At 59.4% G+C, this 24815-nt stretch carries 17 protein-coding genes and 2 rRNA genes; 3 read left to right on the top strand and 16 right to left on the bottom strand.

Features of this window, described 5'->3' with window-relative positions; all coding sequences use genetic code 11:
• Positions 1 to 16: 16 nt before the first annotated feature.
• The 11 genes from AAA138_RS03860 to uvrA all read right to left on the bottom strand — a co-directional run bounded on the left by AAA138_RS03860 (position 17) and on the right by uvrA (position 16613).
• A complete protein-coding gene (locus tag AAA138_RS03860; protein ID WP_035138887.1) occupies positions 17 to 937 on the bottom strand; it encodes a dihydrodipicolinate synthase family protein in 921 nt (306 codons plus the stop codon).
• Positions 938 to 1005: 68 nt separating this feature from the next.
• Positions 1006 to 1857 carry an acetylxylan esterase gene (locus AAA138_RS03855; RefSeq protein WP_349089651.1) on the bottom strand — a complete coding sequence of 284 codons (852 nt, stop codon included), beginning with the start codon at positions 1855 to 1857 and terminating at the stop codon, positions 1006 to 1008.
• Positions 1850 to 2827 carry an alpha/beta fold hydrolase gene (locus tag AAA138_RS03850; RefSeq protein ID WP_349089650.1) on the bottom strand — a complete coding sequence of 326 codons (978 nt, stop codon included), beginning with the start codon at positions 2825 to 2827 and terminating at the stop codon, positions 1850 to 1852. Before AAA138_RS03850 ends, AAA138_RS03855 begins: the two co-directional genes overlap by 8 nt.
• Before the next feature lie 80 nt (positions 2828 to 2907).
• Positions 2908 to 3735 carry an ABC transporter ATP-binding protein gene (locus tag AAA138_RS03845; protein ID WP_035138891.1) on the bottom strand — a complete coding sequence of 276 codons (828 nt, stop codon included), beginning with the start codon at positions 3733 to 3735 and terminating at the stop codon, positions 2908 to 2910.
• Entirely contained in the window at positions 3736 to 5751 is a 2016-nt protein-coding gene (locus tag AAA138_RS03840) for a dipeptide/oligopeptide/nickel ABC transporter permease/ATP-binding protein (protein ID WP_022094872.1), read from the bottom strand.
• 3 nt (positions 5752 to 5754) lie between these two features.
• A complete protein-coding gene (locus AAA138_RS03835) occupies positions 5755 to 6711 on the bottom strand; it encodes an ABC transporter permease (RefSeq protein WP_022094871.1) in 957 nt (318 codons plus the stop codon).
• A gap of 155 nt (positions 6712 to 6866) precedes the next feature.
• On the bottom strand, positions 6867 to 8480 hold the full coding sequence (locus AAA138_RS03830; RefSeq protein ID WP_195363241.1) for an ABC transporter substrate-binding protein: 1614 nt from the start codon (positions 8478 to 8480) through the stop codon (positions 6867 to 6869).
• A gap of 365 nt (positions 8481 to 8845) precedes the next feature.
• On the bottom strand, positions 8846 to 10786 hold the full coding sequence (gene uvrC, locus AAA138_RS03825) for an excinuclease ABC subunit UvrC (protein WP_349089647.1): 1941 nt from the start codon (positions 10784 to 10786) through the stop codon (positions 8846 to 8848).
• A 6-nt stretch (positions 10787 to 10792) separates the two neighbouring features.
• Positions 10793 to 13096, bottom strand: a complete 2304-nt coding sequence (murJ, locus tag AAA138_RS03820; protein WP_349089646.1) for a murein biosynthesis integral membrane protein MurJ — start codon at positions 13094 to 13096, stop codon at positions 10793 to 10795.
• A gap of 3 nt (positions 13097 to 13099) precedes the next feature.
• On the bottom strand, positions 13100 to 13600 hold the full coding sequence (gene ybaK, locus AAA138_RS03815; protein ID WP_349089645.1) for a Cys-tRNA(Pro) deacylase: 501 nt from the start codon (positions 13598 to 13600) through the stop codon (positions 13100 to 13102).
• 133 nt (positions 13601 to 13733) lie between these two features.
• Positions 13734 to 16613, bottom strand: a complete 2880-nt coding sequence (uvrA, locus tag AAA138_RS03810; protein WP_349089644.1) for an excinuclease ABC subunit UvrA — start codon at positions 16611 to 16613, stop codon at positions 13734 to 13736.
• Between the two features lie 259 nt (positions 16614 to 16872).
• Between uvrA and AAA138_RS03805 the strand changes: the two genes are divergently transcribed.
• The 3 genes from AAA138_RS03805 (at position 16873) to AAA138_RS03795 (ending at position 20695) form a co-directional block, all read left to right on the top strand.
• Positions 16873 to 17703, top strand: a complete 831-nt coding sequence (locus tag AAA138_RS03805) for an Mrp/NBP35 family ATP-binding protein (protein ID WP_195625208.1) — start codon at positions 16873 to 16875, stop codon at positions 17701 to 17703.
• Positions 17704 to 18975, top strand: a complete 1272-nt coding sequence (locus AAA138_RS03800) for an NAD(P)/FAD-dependent oxidoreductase (protein ID WP_349089642.1) — start codon at positions 17704 to 17706, stop codon at positions 18973 to 18975.
• A 79-nt stretch (positions 18976 to 19054) separates the two neighbouring features.
• Positions 19055 to 20695: an FAD-dependent protein gene (locus AAA138_RS03795; protein ID WP_349089641.1), complete on the top strand. Its 1641-nt coding sequence runs from the start codon at positions 19055 to 19057 to the stop codon at positions 20693 to 20695.
• 65 nt (positions 20696 to 20760) lie between these two features.
• Here the strand turns inward: AAA138_RS03795 and uvrB are convergent, their stop codons facing one another.
• From uvrB to AAA138_RS03770, 5 genes are all read right to left on the bottom strand, one after another.
• Complete coding sequence (gene uvrB / locus AAA138_RS03790; RefSeq protein ID WP_349089640.1) at positions 20761 to 23001, bottom strand: excinuclease ABC subunit UvrB; 2241 nt, start codon at positions 22999 to 23001, stop codon at positions 20761 to 20763.
• Between the two features lie 51 nt (positions 23002 to 23052).
• Positions 23053 to 23634, bottom strand: coding sequence for a lytic transglycosylase domain-containing protein (locus AAA138_RS03785; protein WP_195625212.1), 582 nt, complete (start codon positions 23632 to 23634; stop codon positions 23053 to 23055).
• Complete coding sequence (gene coaE, locus AAA138_RS03780; RefSeq protein WP_349089639.1) at positions 23627 to 24268, bottom strand: dephospho-CoA kinase; 642 nt, start codon at positions 24266 to 24268, stop codon at positions 23627 to 23629. Before coaE ends, AAA138_RS03785 begins: the two co-directional genes overlap by 8 nt.
• A 194-nt stretch (positions 24269 to 24462) precedes the next feature.
• Positions 24463 to 24578: ribosomal RNA gene (gene rrf / locus AAA138_RS03775) — 5S ribosomal RNA — on the bottom strand.
• A gap of 144 nt (positions 24579 to 24722) precedes the next feature.
• A 23S ribosomal RNA gene (locus AAA138_RS03770) occupies positions 24723 to 24815 on the bottom strand; the annotation flags it as partial.

Genomic DNA, 24815 nt, shown 5'->3' with positions numbered 1-24815 from the left:
GGTGCCTGGGGAAGCTTTACAGGAGACCGTTGTCCTGGAGGACCTTCTTAATCGCCTCGACGTTCTCGCCGGTCATGGCCTTCACCGGGCGCGGCATGGTCGGGCTGTCGAAGATGCCCATGAGGTTCATAGCGGTCTTGAAGGCGCCGACGCCACCGGCATAGCCCTGGACGCCCGAGGTGACATCCCAGATGTGGGAGATCTCGTTGAGGCGATCCTGCTCGGCCTTGACGGTAGCCCAGTCGCCGGCCTGAGCGGCCTTCCACTGACGCACGTAGCCCTCGGGCTCAACGTTAGCGAGACCCGGGACGGAACCGTCGGCGCCACCGAGGTAGGCGCCGTCGACAACAACCTCGTGACCGGTGAGGATGCTCATCGGGTGGCCGTTCTTCTCGTTCTCCTGAACGAGGTAGCGGAACGAGATGTCATCGCCCGAGGAATCCTTGACGCCGGCCAGGACGCCCTCGGCGCCGAGCTTGGCAAGGAGCTTCCAGGGGAGCTTGGTGTGGACGCACACGGGGATGTCGTAGGCGAAGATGGGCAGGTCGAGTTCCTCGTGCAGGATGCGGAAGTGCTCCTCGACCTCGGTCATGCCCTGCAGGGCATAGAACGGGCAGGTGGCGACAAGCGCGTCGGCACCCAGCTCCTGAGCGACCTTGCCGTGCTCGATCATGCGCTCGGTCTCGGTGTCGATGATGCCGACCAGAACAGGCACGCGGTGATCGACGATGCGCACGGCCTCGGCGATGATCTGACGACGACGCTCGTCGGTGGAGAAGACGACCTCGCCCGAGGAGCCCAGGAAGAACAGGCCATCGACGCCGGCATCGATCATGCGGTTGATGCTGCGCTCAAAGGAGGCAACATCGAGCTGGTGGTCTTCGGTATCGGGAACAACGACGGGAGGGATAACGCCGGTGAATTTCTGAGTTGCCACAAGAATCTCCTTAGTTGTCTGGCGGGCAGCCCTATGCCGCCCACTCTTGTTGGCAGTGTCCAGGCCGTCTAGGCCAAAGAACACGGGTAGAACGTTTGGCTAAAGAAGTCGACGACTTCGTTTTCGAACGCATTGATGCGCTCGTGAGCGTATTTGGCATAGATGATATGCCTCCGGTCACACTCAAAACCGTTGAATACGGCAAACTGACCCTTGGGGTCGCTCACGGTATCCATGAGCGAAGTGCCCATGAGCACCGAGCCGCGCACACGAGACGACAGCACCTCGAGGCCACCGGGAACTGGATTGGCAACCGCCGTGCAGGCAAGGCCCTGCTCGTCCAGAGCAGAAACCGCCAGCGCGACTCCACCGCCTAGACCCTCGCCCCATGCAAAAATGCGGTCGGGGTCCACGCCATCAAGATTGCGCGCGACCTTCGCCAACGCGCAGCCCCAACGGACGCGCTCGACAAAAGCAGGCGAGGTAATCCCCTGCTGCAGGTCGTCCGCACCAGCAACATCATCATCCAGCGCGAGGACGGCATACCCCATGGCGGCAAATCTCGTCATGTGATGCCAACCGCGCACAGGCCGATCGATGTCGTGGAACATCAGGCACAGTGGCACGCGCTCAGATACTCGGGCACGACCAACAGGCTCAATCAAACGAGCGTGGACCGCATCGTCACCGAGTTCAAAGGAAACCTCCGAGTAACGGGCGCAGGGGTTAACAAAGTCAATCGCTGTAATGGCCAGGCCTTGAATCTCAAGATTCGAAGCGCATGTCTCTAAATCAGAAACATCTGCTTGGACATCACCGTGCCAGTCCCGATATTCTGCGAGCCTTGACGAAACCGTTCCAGGAATTCCCACGAGCCCGGGGACTATCAGCTCGTCAACATTGCTCTCGCACTTAGACATGAGCCTCCCCTCCCTCACAGAAAAACGGAATGATCAGATCATCAAAGTCCTGAATCTCCTCGTGACCAAAGCCCTCAAAGAACTCGTGGCGCTTCTCGCAGGGCAGGTTGTTGTACACCGCAAACTGCGTTGCCGGCGGACAGACGATATCGGCTGTGCCCGTACCAAACAGCACGGGGCATTTGACCATGGGGGCAAAGTTCTTGGAATCGAAGTACGCCAGTTTGGCATAGGCTTCGTCAATACGAGTCGAGTCCTCGTCAAACCAGCGCGACCAATAGCGCAGACCCTCGTAGGCGATATCGTCGGCATCCAGATCCCAAACCAGGCGGAAGTCCGATAAGAAGGGATAGAGGATGGCCGCGCGGTCAACCAAATCGCTATTGAGTGCGCAGGTCGCAATACCCAAACCGCCGCCCTGCGATGCGCCGTTCACGTACACGCGGGTAAGATCGATGCCCTCGAGCTCGCGAACGATACGGCACAGAATGCGGATATCCTGGTGCAAGCGGACATAGTAGAGGTTGGCCGGGTCGCCGTCGATACCGGCGACGATATGGCCCGCGACCGTCGTGCCCTCAAATCCACCAATGTCCTCGGAGGGGCCTCCTTGGCCAGGACAATCGAGAGCAATGAGCGCCATGCCCATGCCCGCAAACGACGCCTGCTCAAACCAGCTGCGGCTCGCACCCGGATATCCATGAAACTGAAGCACCAGCGGCACGGGCTCCTCCGAGACCGGCTTGAGGTACTTGGCATGCAGGCGTGCACCACACATGCCGGTATACCAGAGGTCGAAAAACTGACAGGTCGCGGAATCCGCAACCGAAGCCGCCTCAATCGCGTAGTCGAGCTCGACGGCGTCGGCCTCGGCCATGCGGTCCTTCCAAAAGAGATCGAAATCCGATGGACGGGGCATAGCGCCTCGATATTCACCAAATTGCTGTTGTAGCTCCTGAGCACTTGGCATGGCTCGTGAACCCAGCCTTTCGAAATCGCAACGGAGGTGCGCCCGGCAAGGGAACCGGGCGCACGGGAGGGAAAGCGAGGCTACTCGCCGAGCTTGGGATGCAGCAGCGACGGCGCAGCGCCGAGCAGCATCTTGGTGTAGGGGTCCTGAGGGTGCTGGAAGACCTGCTTGGCCTCGCCATGCTCGACGATCTTGCCGCCATTCATAACGATGATGTCGTCAGAGATATAGCGGACCGTCTGGATGTCATGGCTGATGAACACCATGGCCAGGCCGAGCTCCTTCTTAAGGTCGGTCAGCAGGTTCAGAATCTGCGCGCGGACCGAAACGTCCAGAGCCGAGGTGGGCTCGTCGGCGATGATGGCATCGGGGTTCAGCGACAGGGCACGAGCAATTGCGACGCGCTGGCGCTGGCCGCCCGAAAGCTGGCCGGGAAGAACCTCGGCGGCGGAGCTGGGCAGACCGGTGAGCTCCAAGAGCTCCTTGACGCGCTTCTCCTGCTCGGCCTCGGTACCCAGGTTGTGGACGCGCATAGGGTCGAGCAGTTGCTCGCGAACGACCATGCGGGGGTTGAGCGCCGTGGCCGGGTTCTGGAACACGACCGAGATGACGCGACCCATGTGGCGACGGTCCTCGGCGGTACGTTTGGTAACGTCCTTGCCCTTAAAGTAGACCTTGCCGCTCGTGGGGGCCTGCAGGCCGCACATGACGTTGGCGGTGGTGGACTTTCCGCAACCGGACTCGCCGACGATGCCGATGGTCTGTCCGGGCATGAGCTTAATCGTTACACCCTGGACGGCGTGAACCAGGTTGGGGTGCAGAATCGAGCCGGTACGGGTCCTAAAGGTGACGTGGACGTCATCAAGGAAGATGATCGGCTCGACGCCGTTGACTGCGGTCTCGCTCATCTACATCACCTCCGCGTGAGGGGTCAAACCATTTGCCTTGAGCACCTCATCGGGGAGCTCGGAATAGAAGTGCTCGGTGCCGGGCACGCGCTTGAAGACCGGACGGGTGTCCAGGCCAATGCGCGGATGACTCGAGCGGGGCGCGAAGCGATCGCCCTTGGGGAAATCGCGCGGGCTCGGAACGGCGCCGGGCACCTGGTGCAGGCGGCCCGAACCGCTCTCGATGGACAGGACGGAACCCAGAAGACCGCGAGTGTACTCGTGGATCGGGTTGGTGAGCAGCTCCTTGGTGGGCGCCTGCTCGATAACCTGGCCGGCGTACATAACCGTGATGTTATGAGCGACCTCGGCGACCAGTGCCAGGTCGTGCGAAACGAAGATCATGGCAAAGCCGAGCTTGGCCTGAAGGTCGTTAAGCAGCTTGATGACCTGCTTCTGGACGGTAACGTCCAGAGCGGTCGTGGGCTCGTCGCAGATGACCAGCTTGGGGTCGCGGGTAAGGGCCATAGCGATCAGAACGCGCTGACGCTGACCACCGGAAAGCTCATGCGGATAGCTCTCGAGCGTACGCTTGGGGTCGAGGCCCACGAGCTCCAGGAGCTCCTCGGCGCTACGGGTGCCGCCACGCTTGGTGAGCTGCTTCATCTGGGCGGAAATGAGCATGGAGGGATTGAGCGAGGACAGGGCGTCCTGATAGACCATGGCGATATCGGTACCGCGCAGGCCGAACCACTCTTTTTTGCTCATCTTGAGCAGGTCGCGACCCTCCCAGAGAACCTCACCGGAAAGGTGCTCGTCATCATCGGTCAGACCCATGATGGCCAGCGTGGTGATGGACTTACCGCAGCCGGACTCACCGACCAGGCCCATGGTCTGGCCAGGACGTACATCAAAGTTGACATGGTCGACGACGTTGATGTCACCGTGGTGCTCAAACTGGATGCAGAAATCGCGGACCGAAAGGATCGGCTCAACGGACTCATCGGGCACATGGCGGTCGTTACGCTTGAGCTCGACATCGCGCAGGGCGCCAAGACGGGCGGACAGGGACTGAGCCTGCTCCTTGTAGGCGCGAACGGGGTCGGAGACCAGCAGGTCGGCCTCGCGGCGCTTGGAGGAATCGGTCGGATCCAGGGCGGCGGAGGGAGCAGCGGCCATGGCGTCGGTAATGCCCTCGGAGAGGATGTTGAGCGCCAGGCAGGTGATCATGATGGCCAGGCCCGGGAACAGTGCCTGCCACCAACGGCCGGCAAGCACGCCACCGCGAGCGTCAGCGAGGATGTTGCCCCAGGTAGCGGTGGGCTCCTGGATACCAGCGCCGATGAAGGTCAGCGAGGCCTCGAAGATGATGGCGTCGGCGACCAGGGTAACGGTGAAGACCATAATCGGGGCGATGCAGTTACGCAGAACATGCTTGATCAAAATCCACGGAGCCTTGGCGCCGGAAACGATGACCGCGCGGACATAGTCCTCGCCGTACTCGGACACAATGTTGGCGCGCACGATACGGGCAATCTGCGGAGTGTACATAAAGCCGATGGCGAAGATGATTGACGGCACGGAATTGCCCAGGATGGAGACGAAGACGGCCGCGAGGGCGATGCCCGGGATGGACATGATGATGTCCAGGATGCGCATGATCGCCTCGGAAACGGACTTGCGCGAAACCGCCGCGAGGGCGCCCACGACCGAACCGCAAACCAGAGCCATGGCGGTAGCACCGAAGCCGATGATCAGCGAGTAACGGCCACCGTAAAGCATACGCGACAGGATGTCGCGGCCCTTATCGTCGGTACCGAAGATAAATCCATTGCCGGGAGCCTGGCGAGCCGTAAAGATCTCGACCGGGCTATAGGGGGCAAGAAGGGGCGCCAGAATCGCGGTCAGGGCGACCAGCACCAGCACGACGGCGGCAATCTTAGAAGACAGCGTCATCTTCTTCCAGCCACCGAGCTTGAGCCCCTTGGAGGCAGCTTTCTCGAGCTGCTCGGTTTGCTTCTCTCGAATCTTTACCATAATCTACACCGTCCTGATGCGCGGGTTGATGAGCAGGTAGAGCATGTCAACCACGATGTTGATGATGATGAAGGCAAGAGCAACGACGATGACGACGCCCTGAACCAGGTTCGCCTCGTTGCCCTGAACGCCCTGCAGAATCGCAGTACCCATGCCGGGGAGGTTGAAGATGACCTCGATGACGACAGCACCGCCCATGAGGTAGCCGATCTTAAGACCGAGGGTGGTGACCGGGGTGATCAGTGCGTTGCGCAAAACGTTGATGCCGACGACGACCTTCTCGGGAACGCCGGCGCCGCGAGCCATACGGACATAGTCCTTATCGAGCTCCTCGACCATGGCCGTACGCACGATACGAGTCATCTGGCCCGTCAGCGGGAATGCCAGAGCGATAGCGGGCATGATCATACGTCCCAGATAGCCAGCCGGGTTGGTGGTGAAGTGAGGCAGAGCACCGGATGCCGGGAGCACCTTAAGGTAGGAAGAGAACAGCAGAATCAACAGAACGGCAAGCCAGAACGACGGGGTTGCCAAGCCGGCGATGGAAAAGACGCGGATCACTTGGTCCGGCCATTTATCGCGATACAGTGCCGCGATGACGCCGAGCAAAAACGAGACGACCGCGCCGATGGCAAGACCGATGAAGGTCAGCTGCATCGTGACGGGCAGGGCCGTGGAGATGCGCTTGGCAACGGAGTTGCGAGCAGCACCATAGGTGCCCATGTCACCATGGATCAGATCGCCCATGTAGCGCACGTAGCGCACGGGCCAGGGGTCGTCCAGACCATACTTCTCATGGTACTCGGCAACCGCCTCGGGCGAGGCACCGTCACCCAACGCCGTATAGGCGGGGTCGGTCTTGGAGAACGACATAAGGAAGAACACCAGGACGGTGACGCCCAATGCCATGATCGGCAGCGCCACGAGACGCCTTCCAATCAAACGTAGAAAGTTGTTCACGTTCTCTCCCCTTTCTTTTGTCGGTAGGACCAACTGGTATATGAGTATGGATACTCATTACAAGACCCGAGCGACATCGAGGCCGCCCGGGTCTTTGTTTCAACTATGAGGACGTTGCCTTACGACCGACGCCCCACATATGACTCAAGCGAGTCTTAGGCCTTGACGGTCGCGACGCCCCTGAAGGACATGCTCGTCGTGCCGATGCCCTTGAAGCCATCGAGGGCCTCGCCGTTGGGCGCGGTGGACGGATCGTCCCAGGAAGCGGAGACGGTCTTGACGTGGACAACGGGGTACAGAACAGCGTTGTCGGCGATGATGTCGAAGCACTCGTTCCACTTCTTCTGCTGCTCGTCACCCTCGGCGGCAAGAGCCTCGTCCATGAGACCGTGGAGCTTCTCCCACTCAGCGGACTCCTTCCACGGGCAACGGGTCTGCATCCAGACGTTGTCGCCATACCACCAGTTGAGCAGCAGGTCGGGATCGGCGCCGAAGCAGGACGGATCGCCAGGAGCGAGAAGGATATCGTAGGCCTCGCCGCCGTCGATGGCAGCGTAGGTGGCCGGCGAGGTATCGGTCTGGATGGTCACCTCGAAGCCGAGAGCGTCGAGGTCGTTCTTGACCTGGGCGGCCATGCCCTTAATCTGCTCGTTGTCGGTGGTGCGCAGGGTGATGGCACCCGGGGTGATGCCGGACTCCTCGATGAGCTTCTTGGCCTTCTTGGCGTCGGTCTTGTACACCGTGGAAGCCTCATGATAGTTGGTGAAGCTCTTGGGCAGGTAGCAGCTGGCAGCGGTGGCAAGGCCGGCGAAGGTGTTGGTGATCATCTTCTCGGTGTCGAGCGCGTACATGACGGCCTGACGGACCTTGACGTTGTTCCAAGGCTCCTTGGCGACGTTGAACATGATGAAGCGGGTGCCGAAGCCCTGGACGTTGTCGATCTTGCAGCCAGCGCTCTCGAGCTGGTCGACGGCGTCAGCGGTGACGAGCTCCATAACGAGCGTGGAGCCTTCCTGCTGGGCGGTAACGCGAGCGGTGGGGTCGGTCAGGATGCTGTACTGGATCTTCTTATCCTCGGCAGCATACTCACCGTTGTACTCGGGGTTGGGAACCAGGGTGATCTCGGTATCGGAGATAGAGTCGTACATCCAGGGGCCGGAACCGATCGGCTGCTTGGCGCGATCCTCCTCGGACTGAGTAGCCGGGGTAACACGGATGATGGCCAGACGATCCTTGAGCAGGGAGAAGTTGGGGACCTTGGTCTTGACCGTTACAGTGCTGGCGTCCTTGGCCTCGATGGACTCGAAGGGCTGGAAGAACGGAGCATAGGTAGCGGAAGCAGCGCAAGCGGTGTAGGAAGCGACGACGTCGTCAGCAGTGACCTCGGTGCCATCGGAGAACTTGGCGCCCTTGCGGATGGTGACCTCGAAAGTAGTGTCGTCCACGGACTTGGGATCGTCGGTGGCGAGCTCGTTGAAGGTGCTGTAGTCGTGGTAATCGATGCCGTAGAGACCCTCGACGACGTGCCAGTTAGCACCCAGGCCCACAGCGGAGCCGGTGCTGGCGGGGTCGAAGCTGGACGGAGCGTAAGCGGAACCAGCGGTAATCACACCGCCGCCACGGTTGGCGGAATCGGCGGAACCGGAAGCGGAACCCTCGTCGTTGGAGCTGCCGCCGCAGCCGGTGAGACCAAGCCCTGCGACAGCAGCGACGCTGCCGGTGAGGCCGAGGAACGAACGCCTGGACATACCCTTGTTGATGATGGCCATGTCTTCTCCTATCAATAGAGAATCTTACCCGGGAGCACCTAGACTTGCCCCCGCGCAACTTGCGGACGATATATACCTTACCTACCGACGAACCCAACTGAGGTGCCGCGCTCGGCGACCGATACATACATACGCTTGAACGGTATTTACTACCGTTCACCGAATTCATTGACAAATGATTCGACAGACAGTATGTATCGACGAGGTGAGATATCAGTCTTCGTCAACCCGCAGGATAGCAGAGTTGTTCACCATGGCTAGTCAAACGTTTTAGCGTTAATAAAACCCGAAATCGACAGGTAATCGCCGCGAAATAAATGATTGAAAATCGGCCAATCATGTATATCAGTTGTTTAGAAGCACGTTTAGTTTTCGGAACGGTTGGCCGATGCTTGGGCGCGCTCGGCATTCCATGCAACAAGTGCCTCGTGGACCGCTTTGGCGACATCGGCCGGAACGCCTCGAACTTCCGCAATCTCCTGCTCGCTTGCCGCGCGCAAGCGCTTCATCGAGCCAAAATGGCGCATGATGGCACGTTTTCTAGTGGGTCCCACGCCCGGAACGTCGTCAAGCACCGAAACCGTCATAGCCTTATCGCGCAACTCGCGATGGAACGTAATCGCAAATCGGTGGGATTCATCGCGAACCTGCTTGATCAGATAAAGCGAAGCGGAGCCGGTCGGCAGAACGACGGGAGTCTCGTCCCACGGCACGAAAACTTCCTCATCGGCCTTTGCCAAGCCACAAACTGGTATATCGAGGCCGAGCGCCTCAAGTTGCTTAATTGCAGCGGTCAATTGCGGCTTGCCGCCATCGACAACGAGCAAATCGGGGCGCGAGCCAAAGCGCTCGTCCGCCATGCGCTCGGGAGCATAGCGACGCCCCAGAACCTCGGACATCGATACGAAGTCGTTCGCCTCGTCCAATTCGGCCTGAATTTTAAAGCGACGATACTGGCCCTTGTCGGCACGACCGTTGGTAAATACCACCATCGAAGCGACGGTAAAGGTGCCGTGCAACGTCGAGATATCGAAGCACTCGATGCGCAACGGCGGCGCAGGCAGCGCCAGCGCGCTTTCGAGCTCCAGGAGCGCCTGATTGGTGCGATCGTCAGCATATCCCGTGCGCATCATGTAGCGCATGAGGGCATGGCGTGCATTTTTGGAAGCCATATCGAGCAGGCGGTGCTTTTCGCCGCGCTGCGGCCTATGGAGATGGCAAGAGCGTTCGCGCTTGCCCGCAAGCCACTCCCCCAACGCTTCGGCATCCTCAAGCTCGACAGAGAGATTGATCTCGGCTGGAATATCAGCCGTCTCGTCGTAATAGCGCTTAAGAAAGCCCGATTGAAGCTCTTCCTCGTCGACATCCAGGCCTTTATCGAGGATGAACTCACAAGTTCGAATCGTTCGGCCCTCGCGAACGACAAAGACACAGGCGGCAGAGATAGTCTCTTCGCGATAGAAGCCGATGACGTCGATATCGACGCTCGATGGAAAAACGACCTGTTGGCGATCGTCCAGGCCCCTAATGACTTCCAGGCGACGCTTGACGCGCGCCGCACGTTCAAAATCGAGCGTCTCGGCTGCCTCCGTCATCTCGGACGTGAGCTCGTCGACGACATCCTTGCGATGGCCCGACAAGAAACGTTCGACACGCTTGACGTTCTTGGCATAGTCGGCAGGCGAAATCGCGCCGACGCATGCGCCCGGCCCGCGCCCGACATGGTAGTCAAAGCAGGGGCGCCCGTTTTGCGCGCAAATCATATTGACGATGTCTTCTTCGCCCTTATGAGATTCGACGATGCGGCGGCAGCGGCGCCATTCCGCACAGGATGCCGAGCAAATAGGAATAACCTTGCGTAGCGTATCGATGGTCTCACGCGCCGCGCGGCTATCGGTATAGGGGCCAAAATAGCGCGTTCCCGGTTTATGACGCTCTCGCGTGTATTTAATAGCCGGAAACAAGTCGCTCTTGGTAATGGCGATAAAGGGATAGCTTTTATCGTCTTTGAGATCGACGTTAAAGTACGGATGGTACTGGCCAATCAGATTGCGCTCGAGCACCAATGCCTCGTGCTCGGTCTCCACCACGATATAGTCGAAGCTCGCCACCAGCTGCATCATGAGCGGAATCTTTTGACGCTCGTCCTGCAGCGTCACATATTGACGCATACGGGCACGCAAGTTTTTTGCCTTGCCCACATAGATGACATCGCCCTTGGCATCTTTCCAAAGGTAGCAGCCGGGTTGCGTGGGAACGCGCGAAACCTGTTCGGCAAGTGTTGGAATGTTGTCGTGACCTGCCACGCGCACCTACTTGCGACGAAGCAGCGCGGAGACCTCGGGCATCTTAAAGACGAAGGCAAGGCCAAAAGTCACGGCGAGCGAGACGACGCCTGCAACACAAACGTAGCCCAGGGTAATGAGGATCGAGCTGCCAAGCATTCCGACAAAGTGCTCAAGTGCCCACATGACGCCGGCGCCCGCGGCAGCGCCCAAGCCACCGAACAACAGGCCGAAGAAACCGCCGTGCAGGATAGACTTGACCTGAAGGCCATGCAGACGACGGCGCAGCCACCACAGTGAGCATCCGACCAAGACCACGTAGTCAACGACGTACGAAAGCGCAATTGCCGGCATACCGTAGCCCAGCACCACGCCAAACAGCAGCACCGAACCGGCCTGACCGATAGCGGAGTACAGGCAATAGCGGCTATAAGGTTTCATATCGAGCAGGGCCGAGAAGCTCTTCTGCATCAGCACGACCACGCCGTAGAGCGGCAGGGAAAGTGCCAGATAGATAAGGAACTCCGACACCAGCGCCACACCGGATTCATCGAACTTGCCGGCGCAGTAGATCATGTTGAGCGGACGGGCGAAGACGATCAGGTACATCGCAAACGGAATCAGGAAGAAGAGCATCTGGGCGACACCGCGCGAAATGCCCGTGCGGACGCTGTCGTAATCCTTCTCCTGTGCATCGTGAGAGAGTTCGGTATAGAGTGCCGTCGAAAGCGAGGCGGCGATCAGCGCATAGGGCAGCGTGTACCACAGGCGCGCATATGCGATGACGGAAGGGCCGGTCTCGGGCTGCACCACCAGCGCGGCGGCATTGGTAATGGAAGTCGAGACAAACATGCACACCGTGGCGAGCAGCGTCGGGATACCAAGCGCAATCGTCTGTCGCAGCGCGGGGTCCTTAAAGTCGATATGGATATGAGGACGCACGCCATGCTTGCCAAGCGCGGGAATCTGGCAGGCCATCTGGACAAAGACGCCGAGGGTCGTACCAGCTGCGATCAAGATAATACCGACCTGCTCGCCAAATTGTGCAGACACGGGAGCAAAGCCCATAAAGCTGGCGATAACGATGACATTGTTGAGAACCGGGGCAAACGTCGACCAGAAGTAGTCGCGATGTGCGTTGAGAACGCCCGAGAACACCGAGCCCAAGCCATAAAACAGAATTTGGATAGCAAAGAAGCGGAACATGAACGCAGCGGTGTCCATGCTGCCGCCATCGCCCGAAAGGAACGACTGCGTCCAAATAAAGCCGGGAGCAAACACGGTGCCCAGCAGCGAGATACCGCCCAGCAGCAGAAGCAGAATACCAAGCAAGTTGCCGACATACTCGTTCGATGCCTCGCGGCCCTGCTCGCGCCTCACACCCATATACACCGGCAAAAACGCCGTAACGAGCATGCCGCCCATCACGAGTTCGTAAAGCATGTTGGGCAGGTTGTTGGCAACCTGATAGGAGGACGAGAGCAGCGACATGCCGATGGCGGCCGCCATGGCCCACGTGCGGATAAACCCGGTGACGCGCGACACGATGGTCAGCACGGTCATGAGGCCAGCAGAACGACCAACCGTGGAGTAGTCCGACGAACCCATATCGTCTACGTCGTCCTGAGAGTCCTCATGAACCTCATCTTGTGGCAGTAAATCGTCCGCGACGGCAAAGGAGCCGGTCATCGCAAAGGGATCGTCAACCAAAACGGCGTCATCAGCAGGTGCGACGTCATCGCTGTTCGGCATGTTGTTTCCGGATACGGCATCATCATCGAATATGGCATGGTCGCCAAACACCGTGTCAACTTCTTTGGCAGCGACGGTTCGGGCAGAAAACGACAGAGGGTCCCAGTCGTCATCACCGTCGATGGCCACGCCCTCGACGGGATCGGTCGAACCAAGCGGCGACCATTCGTCATCCGAAAGAAGCGGTTCGCCATCATCATGAGCCGCGGGCTTGGCGGAACGAGCGGCAGGAGCGCTCTGCGGTGTGCTCTTTCCCTGGGCAGCCATCAAAAACACCGCCGTCTCATCGGGACGCGGCACACGAGGAGCCTCGGAGGCGATCGGCTTCACGCTGGCGCTCGATTGAGCGGCGGCCAAAAAGACAGCCGTCTCATCGGGACGAGCCGAAGAAAGAACCGTACGGGGAAGCGCCGTGCCGGCACCGGCGGCACGCAAGTACACGGCCGTCTCGCCCGGGTCAGCGGCAGCGGACCAGGCGTTTCGAATCTCGTTATCGAACGAAGCGGCCTCGGGCGCGGGCGTCTGAGGAGCCGACCCTTTTGCAAAGTGAGCTCCGCGCTTTGATTCTTCCTGCGGCATCGCTCAGTCCTCTCTCGTGATCGGGGCAACTGTCGCCCCGCAAAATGCAACTAAGTCATCGGGAGCAAGCTCAAGCTGATAGCCGCGCTTGCCACCCGAGATAAAAATGGTATCCCAAAGGACGCATGTCTCATCGATCAGCGTCCGGAAGCGCTTTTTCATACCGACCGGGCTGCAACCGCCGCGGACATACCCCGTCGCGGCAAGCAAATCTTTGACATGCATCATGGTCAGCGACTTTTCGCCTGCGGCGCGCGCGGCGGCCTTGAGGTCGAGCTCGTCGGCAACGGGAATGCAGCACACGACACGGTCGTTGGACGGCGTCGTGCAGACCAGGGTCTTAAATCCCTGACCGGGCTCCTCGCCAAGCTGCTCGGAAATCGCGACGCCCAGACCTGACGATTCATCGCCATCGTCTTCGTACGTATGGAGAACATAGGAGATGCCGGCGCTTTCCAGCTCGCGCATCGCATTGGTTTTTGGCGTCTTAACAGCCTTTGCCATGGCACATCCTTTCCCTCGCAGAGCGACGCAAGGATTAAGTATAGGGCCAATTCCGCCGCATATGCCATCTCGACACGCAGAAGCGCCACCGAATCAGAAGGAATCGGTGGCGCGTCGGTACTACAACGTCTCTTTACTGTGCGTCGAGCTGCGCCTGACGCTCACGGTCACGCTTGAGCAGCGGCGCCAAGAACTTGCCCGTGTAGCTCTGCGAACATGCCGCGACTTGCTCCGGCGTGCCCGAGACCACGACGGTTCCGCCGCCATTGCCGCCCTCGGGGCCCATATCGATCAGGCGGTCGGCAACCTTGATGACATCGAGGTTGTGCTCGATCACCAGAACCGTGTTGCCCGCATCGACCAGGCGTTGCAACACGTCGAGCAGCTGGCGAACGTCCTCAAAATGAAGGCCGGTTGTAGGCTCGTCCAAAATGTAGAACGTCTTGCCTGTCTGACGACGATGAAGCTCCTTGGCGAGCTTCACGCGCTGCGCCTCGCCGCCCGAAAGCGTCGTAGCGGGCTGGCCCAAGCTCACGTAGCCCAGACCCACGTCATATAGGGTCTGCAGTTTGCGCTTAATCTGCGGGATATTCCCAAAGAAAGCCAGTGCCTCGGTGACACTCATGTCGAGCACATCCGAGATTGTCTTGCCGCGGTAGGTAACCTCGAGCGTCTCGCGGTTATAACGCTTGCCGCCACATACCTCACAGGGGACATAGATATCGGGAAGGAAGTGCATCTCGATCTTAATCTGTCCATCGCCCTTGCACGCCTCGCAGCGACCGCCGCTTACGTTAAAGGAGAAACGTCCCGGCGAGTAGCCGCGCGCCTTCGACTCCGGCGTGCTTGCAAATAGCGCACGCAGATCATCCCACAGGCCAATATAGGTCGCAGGGTTCGAGCGCGGCGTGCGACCGATCGGTGACTGGTCGATATCGATTACCTTATCGATGCACTCAATGCCCTCAATCTTCTTGTACGGCCCCACGGGACGCGTCGAACGATGGATGGCATTCGTAAGCGCGGGCGCAATCGTATCGGTGACCAGGGAGCTCTTGCCCGATCCCGAAACACCGGTAACGACTGTGAGCGTACCGAACTCAATCTTGGCGGTAACGTTTTTGAGGTTGTTAGCGCGGGCACCCGTGATCTTAAGACAGCCGCGGCCGGGCTTGCGGCGCTCATCGGGCACGCGGATCATCCGCTTGCCGGTCAAATAAGCACCCGTCATGGAATCGGGACACGCCATGATATCGGCAGGCGTTCCTGCAGCGACCACGTGTCCGCCGTTAACGCCCGCACCGGGACCCATATCGATCACGTAGTCGGCAGCGCGAATTGTATCTTCGTCGTGCTCGACGACGATAACGGTATTACCGATATCGCGCAAGCGCTCGAGCGTCTTGATCAGGCGCTCGTTATCGCGTTGGTGAAGGCCGATCGACGGCTCGTCCAGAATGTACAGAACGCCCATGAGGCCGGCGCCGATCTGCGTTGCCAGGCGAATACGCTGGGCCTCGCCGCCGGAAAGCGTCGCCGAGGCGCGATCAAGCGTCAGATAGTCGAGTCCGACATCGACCAGAAAACGCAGGCGCTCCAGGATTTCCTTGACGATGCGCCCGCCGATAAACTGCTGACGCTCGGTAAGCTCCAGGCCCTCAAAAAACTCGAGCGACTCGCGACACGAGAGGCAGCAGACATCGTAAATGGACTTGCCGCCCACGGTGACGGCAAGCATCTCGGGACGCAGGCGAGCACCGTGACAGCTCGAGCATGGCTCTTCGCGAATGTATTTCTCCAAGCGAGCCCTGGTGTTCTCGTTCGTCGTCTCGCTGTAGCGCTCGTACAGGATGTTGCGCACGCCCGAGAACTTAGTGTCCCACTGGCTGCGACGCCCATCGAGCTTTTGATAGTCGACCGAAATCTTCGTGTCGCCCATGCCATCCAAAAACGCACGACGCACCCGCGGGGGCAGGTCCTCCCATGGCGTATCGGCACTCACCTTAAAGTGTTTGCAGACCGCAGCAAAAATCTGCGGATAATAGTTGGAATTGCCGAACAGGCTGCCAAAGACTCCATCGGCAATCGACTTTGAGGGGTCTTCAATCAGCGCCTCGGCATCGACCGTCTTTTTAAAGCCCAAGCCATCGCACTCGGGACATGCACCATAGGGCGCGTTGAACGAGAAATCGCGCGGCTGCAGGTCGTCGATGGAATGCCCATGTTCCGGGCACGCCAGTGCCAGCGAATACTCCAGCAGCTCGCCCTCGGTTCCCTCGGGAGCGTCGCGGTCGGGCAGCGTGTACACGTTCACGTTACCGTGCGCCAGTGCCGTCGCCTGCTCAACGGACTCGGCAATGCGACCCAGGGAGTTCTCTCGAATCACGATACGGTCGACCACGACCTCAATGTCGTGTTTGAACTTCTTGTCCAGGTCGATAGGGTCGTCAAGCGAGCGCACCTCGCCGTCGACGCGCACACGGCTAAAGCCCTCCGCACGCAGGTCCTCAAACAGCTTGGCATATTCGCCCTTGCGTCCACGAACCACCGGCGCCAACACAAACGCGCGACGGCCTTCCCCCGCCGCCAGCACCTTATCGGCGACCTGATCGGTCGTCTGACGCTCAATGACACGACCGCACTCAGGACAGTGCGGCGTTCCCACGCGAGCAAACAGCAGACGCAGATAGTCGTAAATCTCGGTTACGGTGCCCACCGTCGAGCGTGGGTTTTTGGACGTCGTCTTCTGGTCGATCGACACGGCCGGCGACAGGCCGTCAATCGAGTCCAGATCGGGCTTGTCCATCTGGCCCAAAAACTGACGCGCATAGCTCGAAAGGCTCTCGACATAACGACGCTGGCCCTCGGCATAGATGGTATCGAACGCCAGTGAGCTCTTGCCCGATCCGGAAAGACCGGTTATGACCACGAGCTGGTCACGCGGAATGGAAACATCGATATCGCGCAGGTTATGCTCGCGCGCGCCGCGAATAACGATAGAAGAATCAGACATGGAAGCTCCTTGCCTCCTACAACTTCAAATCACACTGACGATGAGTTTAGCGCACTCGACGCGCACAGATGTTCGTGATACAAGATTCGCAGACCTTTTGCGCTGTCTGACGCCGCAGACCGCACGCTCGGTCCGTACTTTCGAATACCGCCGATCGCCTGCCACGCATCATGAATGACTCCCGCTCGCAAACGAGGGTACAATGACGCTCGTGTCACACCGCGGGGCTCCGGCCCCAACATATACAAAGGAGTCAAACATGGGTTGCGAGCACGCACAGGCAGCCGGCGGGCAAACGTCGCCGTCGCAATTTGAGGAGAATACGCTGTCCGAGGTCAAGCGCGTTATCGCCGTGCTTTCCGGTAAGGGCGGTGTCGGCAAGTCATTCGTCACCGGCGCCATCGCCACGGAGCTTTCCCGCCACGGTCACAAGGTCGGCGTCCTCGATGCCGATATTACCGGCCCCTCTATCCCTAAGATGTTCGGCATGAGCGGACGTCACGTCCACGCCCTCGGCAACCTTATGCTGCCCGAAATCTCCGAGCACGGCGTCAAGATTATGAGCTCTAACCTGCTGCTCCAAAACGAAACCGACCCCGTCCTCTGGCGCGGTCCGGTTATCGCGGGTGCCATCAGGCAGTTCTGGAGCGAAACCTCATGGGGCCCCATCGACTACCTGATGGTCGACATGCCTCCGGGAACGGGCGACGTCGCCCTCACCGTCTTCCAGTCGCTGCCCGTCGATGGCATCGTCATCGTCACGAGCCCGCAGGATCTGGTCTCGATGATCGTCGCCAAGGCGGTCAACATGGCCGAGAAGATGAACGTCCCCATTCTGGGAATCGTCGAAAACATGAGCTATATCGAGTGCCCCGATTGCGGCAAGAAGATCGAGGTCTTTGGCAAGAGCAAGCTCCCCGAGGTCGCCGAGCGTTACAACCTCGAGATCCTAGGGCAGCTTCCCATCAATCCGGCACTCGCCGAGGCTTGCGATAAGGGCGAGGTTGAGACCGCATTGCCCGACGGTATGCTGCCCCAGGCCGTCTCCGCCGTCGAGGCCATTGCCCCGCACGAGACCGCCGAGGCCTAAGTGAACACAAACGCCTCCTATGACGTCTTGGTAATCGGCGGCGGGGCCTCGGGTCTCGCCGCCGCCATTACGGCCGCACGCGCAAGCAAAAGCGTCTGCATCGTTGAGCGCGATGTTGCCTGCGGCCTTAAACTCCTTGCGACCGGCAACGGCCGCTGCAACCTTTCCAACGAATCAATTGATTTCCAGCGGTACAACCGCCCCGCATTCGTCGAATCCGTCATGGGTCCCCAGCCCGAGCAAGATCTCGGCAGTTTCTTCTCCTCGCTGGGCATCATGACGACCTCCGAGGAGGGCCGGCTGTATCCGCGCTCCCTTCGTGCCGAATCGGTGCGCGATGCACTTCTCAACGCTTGCAATCACCTGGGTATCACCTTGATCTGTGGAGCAAACGTTGCCTCGGCATTCAAAGCGCCCGAGGGCTGGGCGCTCCAAATAGACCGTCCCGCGCGAGCACTCAAGGCGAAAAAGCACGACGACCGAAAAACGGAGGTCCGCTCGCTTCGGAAGGCGCTTGCCGACACCCCTCGCAAGATCGAGACGCTGCAGGCAAAGGCCGTAATTATCGCTACGGGCGGCAGCCCCGCCGACATCGCGAAGACGTTCAATCTTTCCCTCACACCGCAGCATCCCGTCCTCTGCCCTGTGTCGGCATCGGTCTTCGGCGACCAGACTGCGCTCAAGACGCTGGATGGCCTGCGCGTCCGCGCCCGTTTGACGCTCACCCGCAATCACGAGGAGCTCTGGCGCGAAGACGGCGAAGTGCTCTTCCGAACCTTTGGCATCTCGGGCGTTGCCGCCTTTAACCTCTCCCGTCGCGTCCAGCGCGGAGACACGATTCTGCTCGACGTTTTCCCCGACCTCTCCAAAGACGAGTTGCTCGATATGCTCAACCAGCGAGTTGAGTTGCTCGGCGGCTTTTCACCCCGCGACCCCCGCTGGCTCGACGGCATGCTCGCCCCGCAGTTCTCTCACGTTGTCTGCACCGCATTCGAACAGTGCCACCCCGGGTCGTACGACGTCATCCATCTGGTCTCAATCCTCAAGCACTTTAAGCTGCTCGTCGAGGGAACGACAGAGGAGCGTTCGGCCCAGGTCACGCGCGGCGGCGTGCCCATCGAGAGCGTCTCAGCTCCCAACCTCTGCGTGAGCAACGCGGCAGGCGCCCCACTTTACATCTGTGGCGAGGCACTCGACATCGATGCCGATTGCGGCGGCTTCAACCTTGCATGGGCTTGGATCTCGGGTATTCGCGCTGCAAGCAGCCTATAGCCGCGCAGTCTATAATCAAAACGCATTCGGGCCGTCTGGAACACCGGGCGGCCTCTTTCTTGCATCTAAGGAGACCTCGATGATCGAAATCACCCAAGTCCACGCGTCACTCGATGAGGCCGGCGACGAAACCGCCTGCCTTGCTATTGGTAGACGCGCCGTCAAACGAGCCCTGCGATGCGAGGATTCCCAGATTAAAGCCATTGAGCTCCATCGCAAGTCAATCGACGCCCGTAAAAAGCGAGATGTCCATTTTATTTTGAGCTTTCGAGTTGAACTGACAAGCTCCCGACTCGAGCAGGAGGTGGTCGACCGCGTCGCCGAGCGCGACCGCTCGCGCATCCGCATGGTAGACGGCGAGGCGCCTTCATTCCCCAACCCTGTCCCGAATGCACCCAAGGAGCGTCCCGTCGTTGTCGGCGCCGGTTGCGCCGGTCTCTTCGCCGCCCTGACCCTTGCCGAAGCGGGCCTTAAACCCCTGCTCATCGAGCGCGGCGACCCCGCACTTCGCCGCTCGGAAGCGATTGATCTCTTTCTTAAGGAGCGTATCCTCGACCCCGAAAGCAATATCCAATTTGGCCTGGGCGGCGCAGGGACCTTCTCGGACGGCAAGCTCAACACGGGAACCAAGAATCCTGCCCATCGACTGATTCTTGAGACCTTCGTCGAAGCTGGCTCACCTCGCGACATCCTGTGGGACGCCAAGCCGCACATTGGCTCTGACATCCTCCCCACCGTCGTCACCAACATTTCTCAACGCATCGAGCAGCTCGGTGGAACCGTCCGCTATCGAACAAAGCTCGTCAATATTCGAACCGATGGATCTGGCGCCATCACCGGCGTCGATGTCCAACCGCCCCAAGAAACCACAAGCGAGACAATCGCCACAAAGCACCTCATTCTCGCCTGCGGCCATTCCGCCCGCGACGTATTCGAGCTTCTCAAAGAACATAATGTTGCCCTCGCGCAAAAGACCTTTGCCATGGGTGTGCGCATCGAGCATCCACAGCGCGACATCGACCGCGCCCAATATGGCCCTTCGGCGGGGCACCCGGCACTCGGAGCAGCCCCCTACAAGCTTGTCGCCCATCTCCCCAACGGCCGCAGCGTATTCTCGTTTTGTATGTGCCCCGGCGGACAGGTTGTCGCGGCTTCTTCCGAGCAGGGCCATCTGTGCGTCAACGGTGCCAGCCTCAATGCCCGCGGCGGGCGCAACGCGAATGCCGCCCTACTCGTCAACGTCACACCTGACGACCTTCCCGGCGATGATCCGCTCGCAGGCATTGAGCTCCAGCGCGCCTGCGAGCGAGCCGCCTATCGCCTGGGTGGCTCCAACTGGAACGCGCCGGCACAGCTCGTCGGAGATTTCCTTGAGGGACGCGCCAGCACGGCACCCGGAAAGGTAAAACCAACCTATCCGCTTGGCGTGACCTGGACGGCGATCGACGATGCCCTCCCGCGGCATATCGTCGAATCGCTTCGTTTGGGAATCCCCCTGCTCGGTAAGAAACTGCGTGGCTATGACCGCCCCGATGCGGTCCTCACTGGCGTGGAGACGCGTTCGAGCTCCCCGGTCACCGTCACCCGCGATCGAACATGCCACGCCACGTCGACTCCGGGCCTTTACCCTTGCGGCGAGGGTGCCGGATATGCCGGCGGCATCATGAGTGCCGCCACCGACGGCGTCCGTTGCGCTGAGGCGCTGATAGCAGACCTTTAGTGCACGAACTCTCACGTCCGAACGACACAGGCCCCGAGCTCCACAAGGAACTCGGGGCCTGTTCGCTACTTCCTGAATCGTGCACCCTGGCGTTTTCTGCCCGAAGCAAAGGTAGAGCCCTTGCGAGCCTGCGAACGCAAACGCTCGATCGTTTCGTCCTCAGATGCGCCCTCAAGCATCGCCCGAATCTGAACGACGGCATCGCGCAAACGTGCCGCCTCCTCAAAGTCCATGGCGGCGGAAGCGTTACGCATGTCTTCCTCCATGGTCTCGACGATCCGCACGAGCTCGTCATGCGGCAGCCCTTCCAGCTGCTCGGCAAGCGTCTGCTCGGGTGCCACCGTCTCCGGCGCGGCGCCCTCGCCATTTTCGTCGGGCGTATAGAACGCACCGTGACCCAGCGAATCGCCTCTCGAGCGCCCCTTCGAGCCCACAGTCTTTTCGGCTTCGGCAATAAAGCTCGAAATGTCGTTAATGGCCTTGCGAACCGTCTTGGGCACAATGCCATGCTCTTCGTTATATGCCATCTGAATCTCGCGACGGCGCTGCGTCTCCTCGATGGCTTCTTTCATCGAATCGGTCACAACGTCTGCATACATGATGACCTCGCCGTCGGCATTACGGGCCGCACGGCCAATCGTCTGAATCAACGAACGGCGGTTGCGCAAGAAGCCTTCCTTGTCAGCGTCGAGAATTGCCACCAGCGAGACCTCGGGAAGGTCCAGACCCTCGCGGAGCAGGTTGATGCCGACGAGAACATCAATCTTTCCCTCGCGCAGCGTTCGCAGGATCTCGACACGGTCCATCGTCGCTGTATCGGAGTGCATGTAATTGACCTTAATGCCGGCATCAAGCAGATGGTCGGTCAGGTCCTCGGCCATGCGCTTGGTGAGCGTGGTCACCAGCACGCGCTCCTTGCGGGCAACGCGCTCGCGAATCTCGTCCTCAAGATCGTCAATCTGTCCACGAACCGGACGCACATCGATCTTGGGGTCGAGCAGACCGGTCGGACGAATAATCTGCTCAACGTCGTTCTGGCTAACCCGCAGCTCATAGTCGCCCGGCGTAGCCGAGACGTAGATGAACTGGGGAATCCTCGCCTCAAACTCATCGAAACGAAGCGGGCGGTTATCGAGTGCCGAAGGCAGACGAAAACCGTGCTCCACCAGCGTCACCTTACGCGAGCGGTCACCTTCGTGCATGCCGCGGATCTGCGGAACCGTCACATGGCTCTCATCGATGATGCAGAGCATGTCCTTAGGAAAGTAATCGATCAGGGTAAACGGTGGCTCGCCCGGTTTTCGACCGTCCAGATGACGCGAGTAGTTCTCGATGCCGTTGCAAAAGCCCATCGTCTCGAGCATCTCGAGATCATAGTCGGTGCGCTGCTGCAGACGCTGTGCCTCGAGCAGCTTATCAGTCGCCTTGAGCTCGGCCACACGCTTCTCGCACTCTTCACTGATTGATTTCAGAGCCGCTTTGACCTTAGGCTTCTCAGTCACGTAGTGCGATGCCGGCCACACGGGAATGGCCTCGTACTCACGTAGCATCTCGCCGGTGACCTCGTCGATCTCGGCAATCAGCTCAACCTCGTCGCCAAAGAACTCAAACCGCAACGGATGCTCGGCATAGGGTGGATACACGTCGACGACATCGCCGCGCACGCGGAAGGTGCCACGTGCCAAATCATAGTCATTGCGATCGTACTGGATATCGATAAGCGCATGGATAAAGTCATCGCGCTCGAGCGGCACCTTCTTGTCGACGCTCGGAGCTAGGCCCGCATAGTCCTCGGGAGAGCCAATGCCATAGATACACGAGACCGATGCGACGACGATCACATCGCGTCGAGATAGCAGCGATGCGGTCGCCTGATGTCGCAGCATCTCAACTTCTTCGTTAATCGAGGAATCCTTCTCGATATACGTATCGCTTTGCGGCACATACGCTTCGGGTTGATAGTAATCGTAGTACGACACAAAATAGACCACGGCGTTGTCAGGGAAGAATTCCTTGAGCTCGCTCGCAAGCTGAGCGGCAAGCGTTTTATTGGGAGCCATAACCAGAGTCGGCTTCCCCAGGGCCTCAATAGTCTTAGCCATCGTGAAGGTCTTGCCCGAACCAGTCACGCCCAGCAAAACCTGATAGCGATCTCCGTCCCTCACGCCCTGCACAAGCGACTCAATGGCCTTAGGCTGGGAGCCAGCGGGCTCGTATGGAGACACGACCTTAAACGGTACCTCAGAGCCCTCAACGCCAAAACGTTTAAGCTCTCCTCCAACACGCTCAACTTCAAATTCCGCCATGGATACTCCTAACTCATATATCTGCAGTATACGCAGGCGGCAGGCATAGTCCTATACGAACCGATCGGGATAGAGGGTCTTGTAGCGAACCCAGGCATTATTGACACGAATCAGATACGCCTGCGTCTCGGGAAAAGTGATTGCATTATGAAGCGACGTGCTCTGCTGTGCCCATCCGTCGACATTGCCCATGCCGGCGTTATAGGCGGCAATGGCACTGTCAGTCGACCCGTTAAAATACGTTAGAAGATACGAAAGATACGCACAGCCAAACTCGATGTTCGTAGCGGGATCGTTAAGGTTGTCGGCTGAATACTCGCTACCATCGACAAGACCCTTAGCAATCATATCCTGGGCAGTCTCGGGCATCAGCTGCATCAATCCCTGAGCGCCTTGATTCGACTCAGCCTTGGAATCCCAATTCGATTCCGACTTTATGACAGCACACACTAGATACGGATCAAGATTGTGCGAAATGCTCGATTGCTTTACGTACGCCTCGTAGTCAATTGGATACAAAGGCTTAAAGAAGACGGCAGGGGCATACGAGTAGACGAGCGAAATAAGACCGAAGACGAGCATAACGGCAAGTGGCGCCAAGCGATACCACGTAAAGAAACGTGTCTTAGGCATCGGCCTCCTCCTTATCCGCTACATCCCCGAAGCCATGGCGTGCAAGCCATGCGTCCAGTTGTTCATAGAGCGAGTTATCGCCAGCCGCATTATCGATTACCGTCGTAGCGAGATTACAAAGCGAAGCCTCATCAGGTTGGCATGCAGAGCGCGCATCAAAATCAGAGGACTCCATACCACGATGAATGGCACGCTCGCGACGAACTGCTAAAGGAGCGCTGATAACCAGAATTTCATCAGCCAGGCCAAAAGCATCCTCAAAACCAGTCGGGGCAGAAACCTCGACAACCGCAAAGGGATAACGGGGGGACGAAACCGTGCAGCAAACCGGATCAAGAATCCTCAGTGACAGCTGTTCGATGAGAACCGGATGAACGATGCCATTGAGCCGAGCAACTGTATCAGGAGAGGCGAAAGCTCGAACAGCGAGGACATTGCGGCGAATGCCGCCCTCCCCGTCCAGAATGTCCCAACCGAATTCTTCCGCAAGGGCATTGACGATATCGGAGCCTGGCACATACAGCGATTTGGCAAGCTCATCCAGATCGATAAGCATGGCGCCATGAGATTCGAGATAGCGGCAGGCAGTCGACTTACCCGAAGCAATATTGCCCAAGACAAAAACGGTAAACATCAAGTCCTCCCTAACGCCAATGGGAGTTATTATCGCGCAAATACAAACGAAGGACTCAAAATACAGCCAAACAGTAAGACAAGCTAAACGAAGACGAGTTCGTGTATTGCAACTCTCTATCAAACGCAAAAAAAGGGGGAGGCCGCGAGGCCTCCCCCTTCTCAATTCAAGCGCACGGCTCGGTGCCGTCCACCGGTCAGCGGCGCCCTGGCCTCCCACGGGCTGACCCCGCAGTACTCTCGGCGCGATGGGGCTTAGCTTCCGGGTTCGGAACGGGACCGGGCGTGCCCCCCATGCTCTGGCCGCTGACCGGTGGGCGGCGCCCACCGTTACGGTGATCCGGTTTCTCTCACGTGCCCTGGGGGCCGCATGGCGCATAGGGGAGTGACTCGGGGGCATCCTCGTGCCCGGACCGCGCCTATGAGCGCTGGGTCCCGCGGGCCGCGAGGTGCGGTTCCGGAAGAGCTCGGGCGATTAGTGCGGCTCGGCTGAGGACGTCGCCGCCCTTGCACCTGCCGTCTATCGACCAGGTAGTCTACCTGGGCCC

Source organism: Collinsella sp. CLA-JM-H32B (assembly GCF_040098065.1).
GTDB lineage: Bacteria > Actinomycetota > Coriobacteriia > Coriobacteriales > Coriobacteriaceae > Collinsella.
This window is presented reverse-complemented; position numbering and strand designations above follow the sequence as displayed.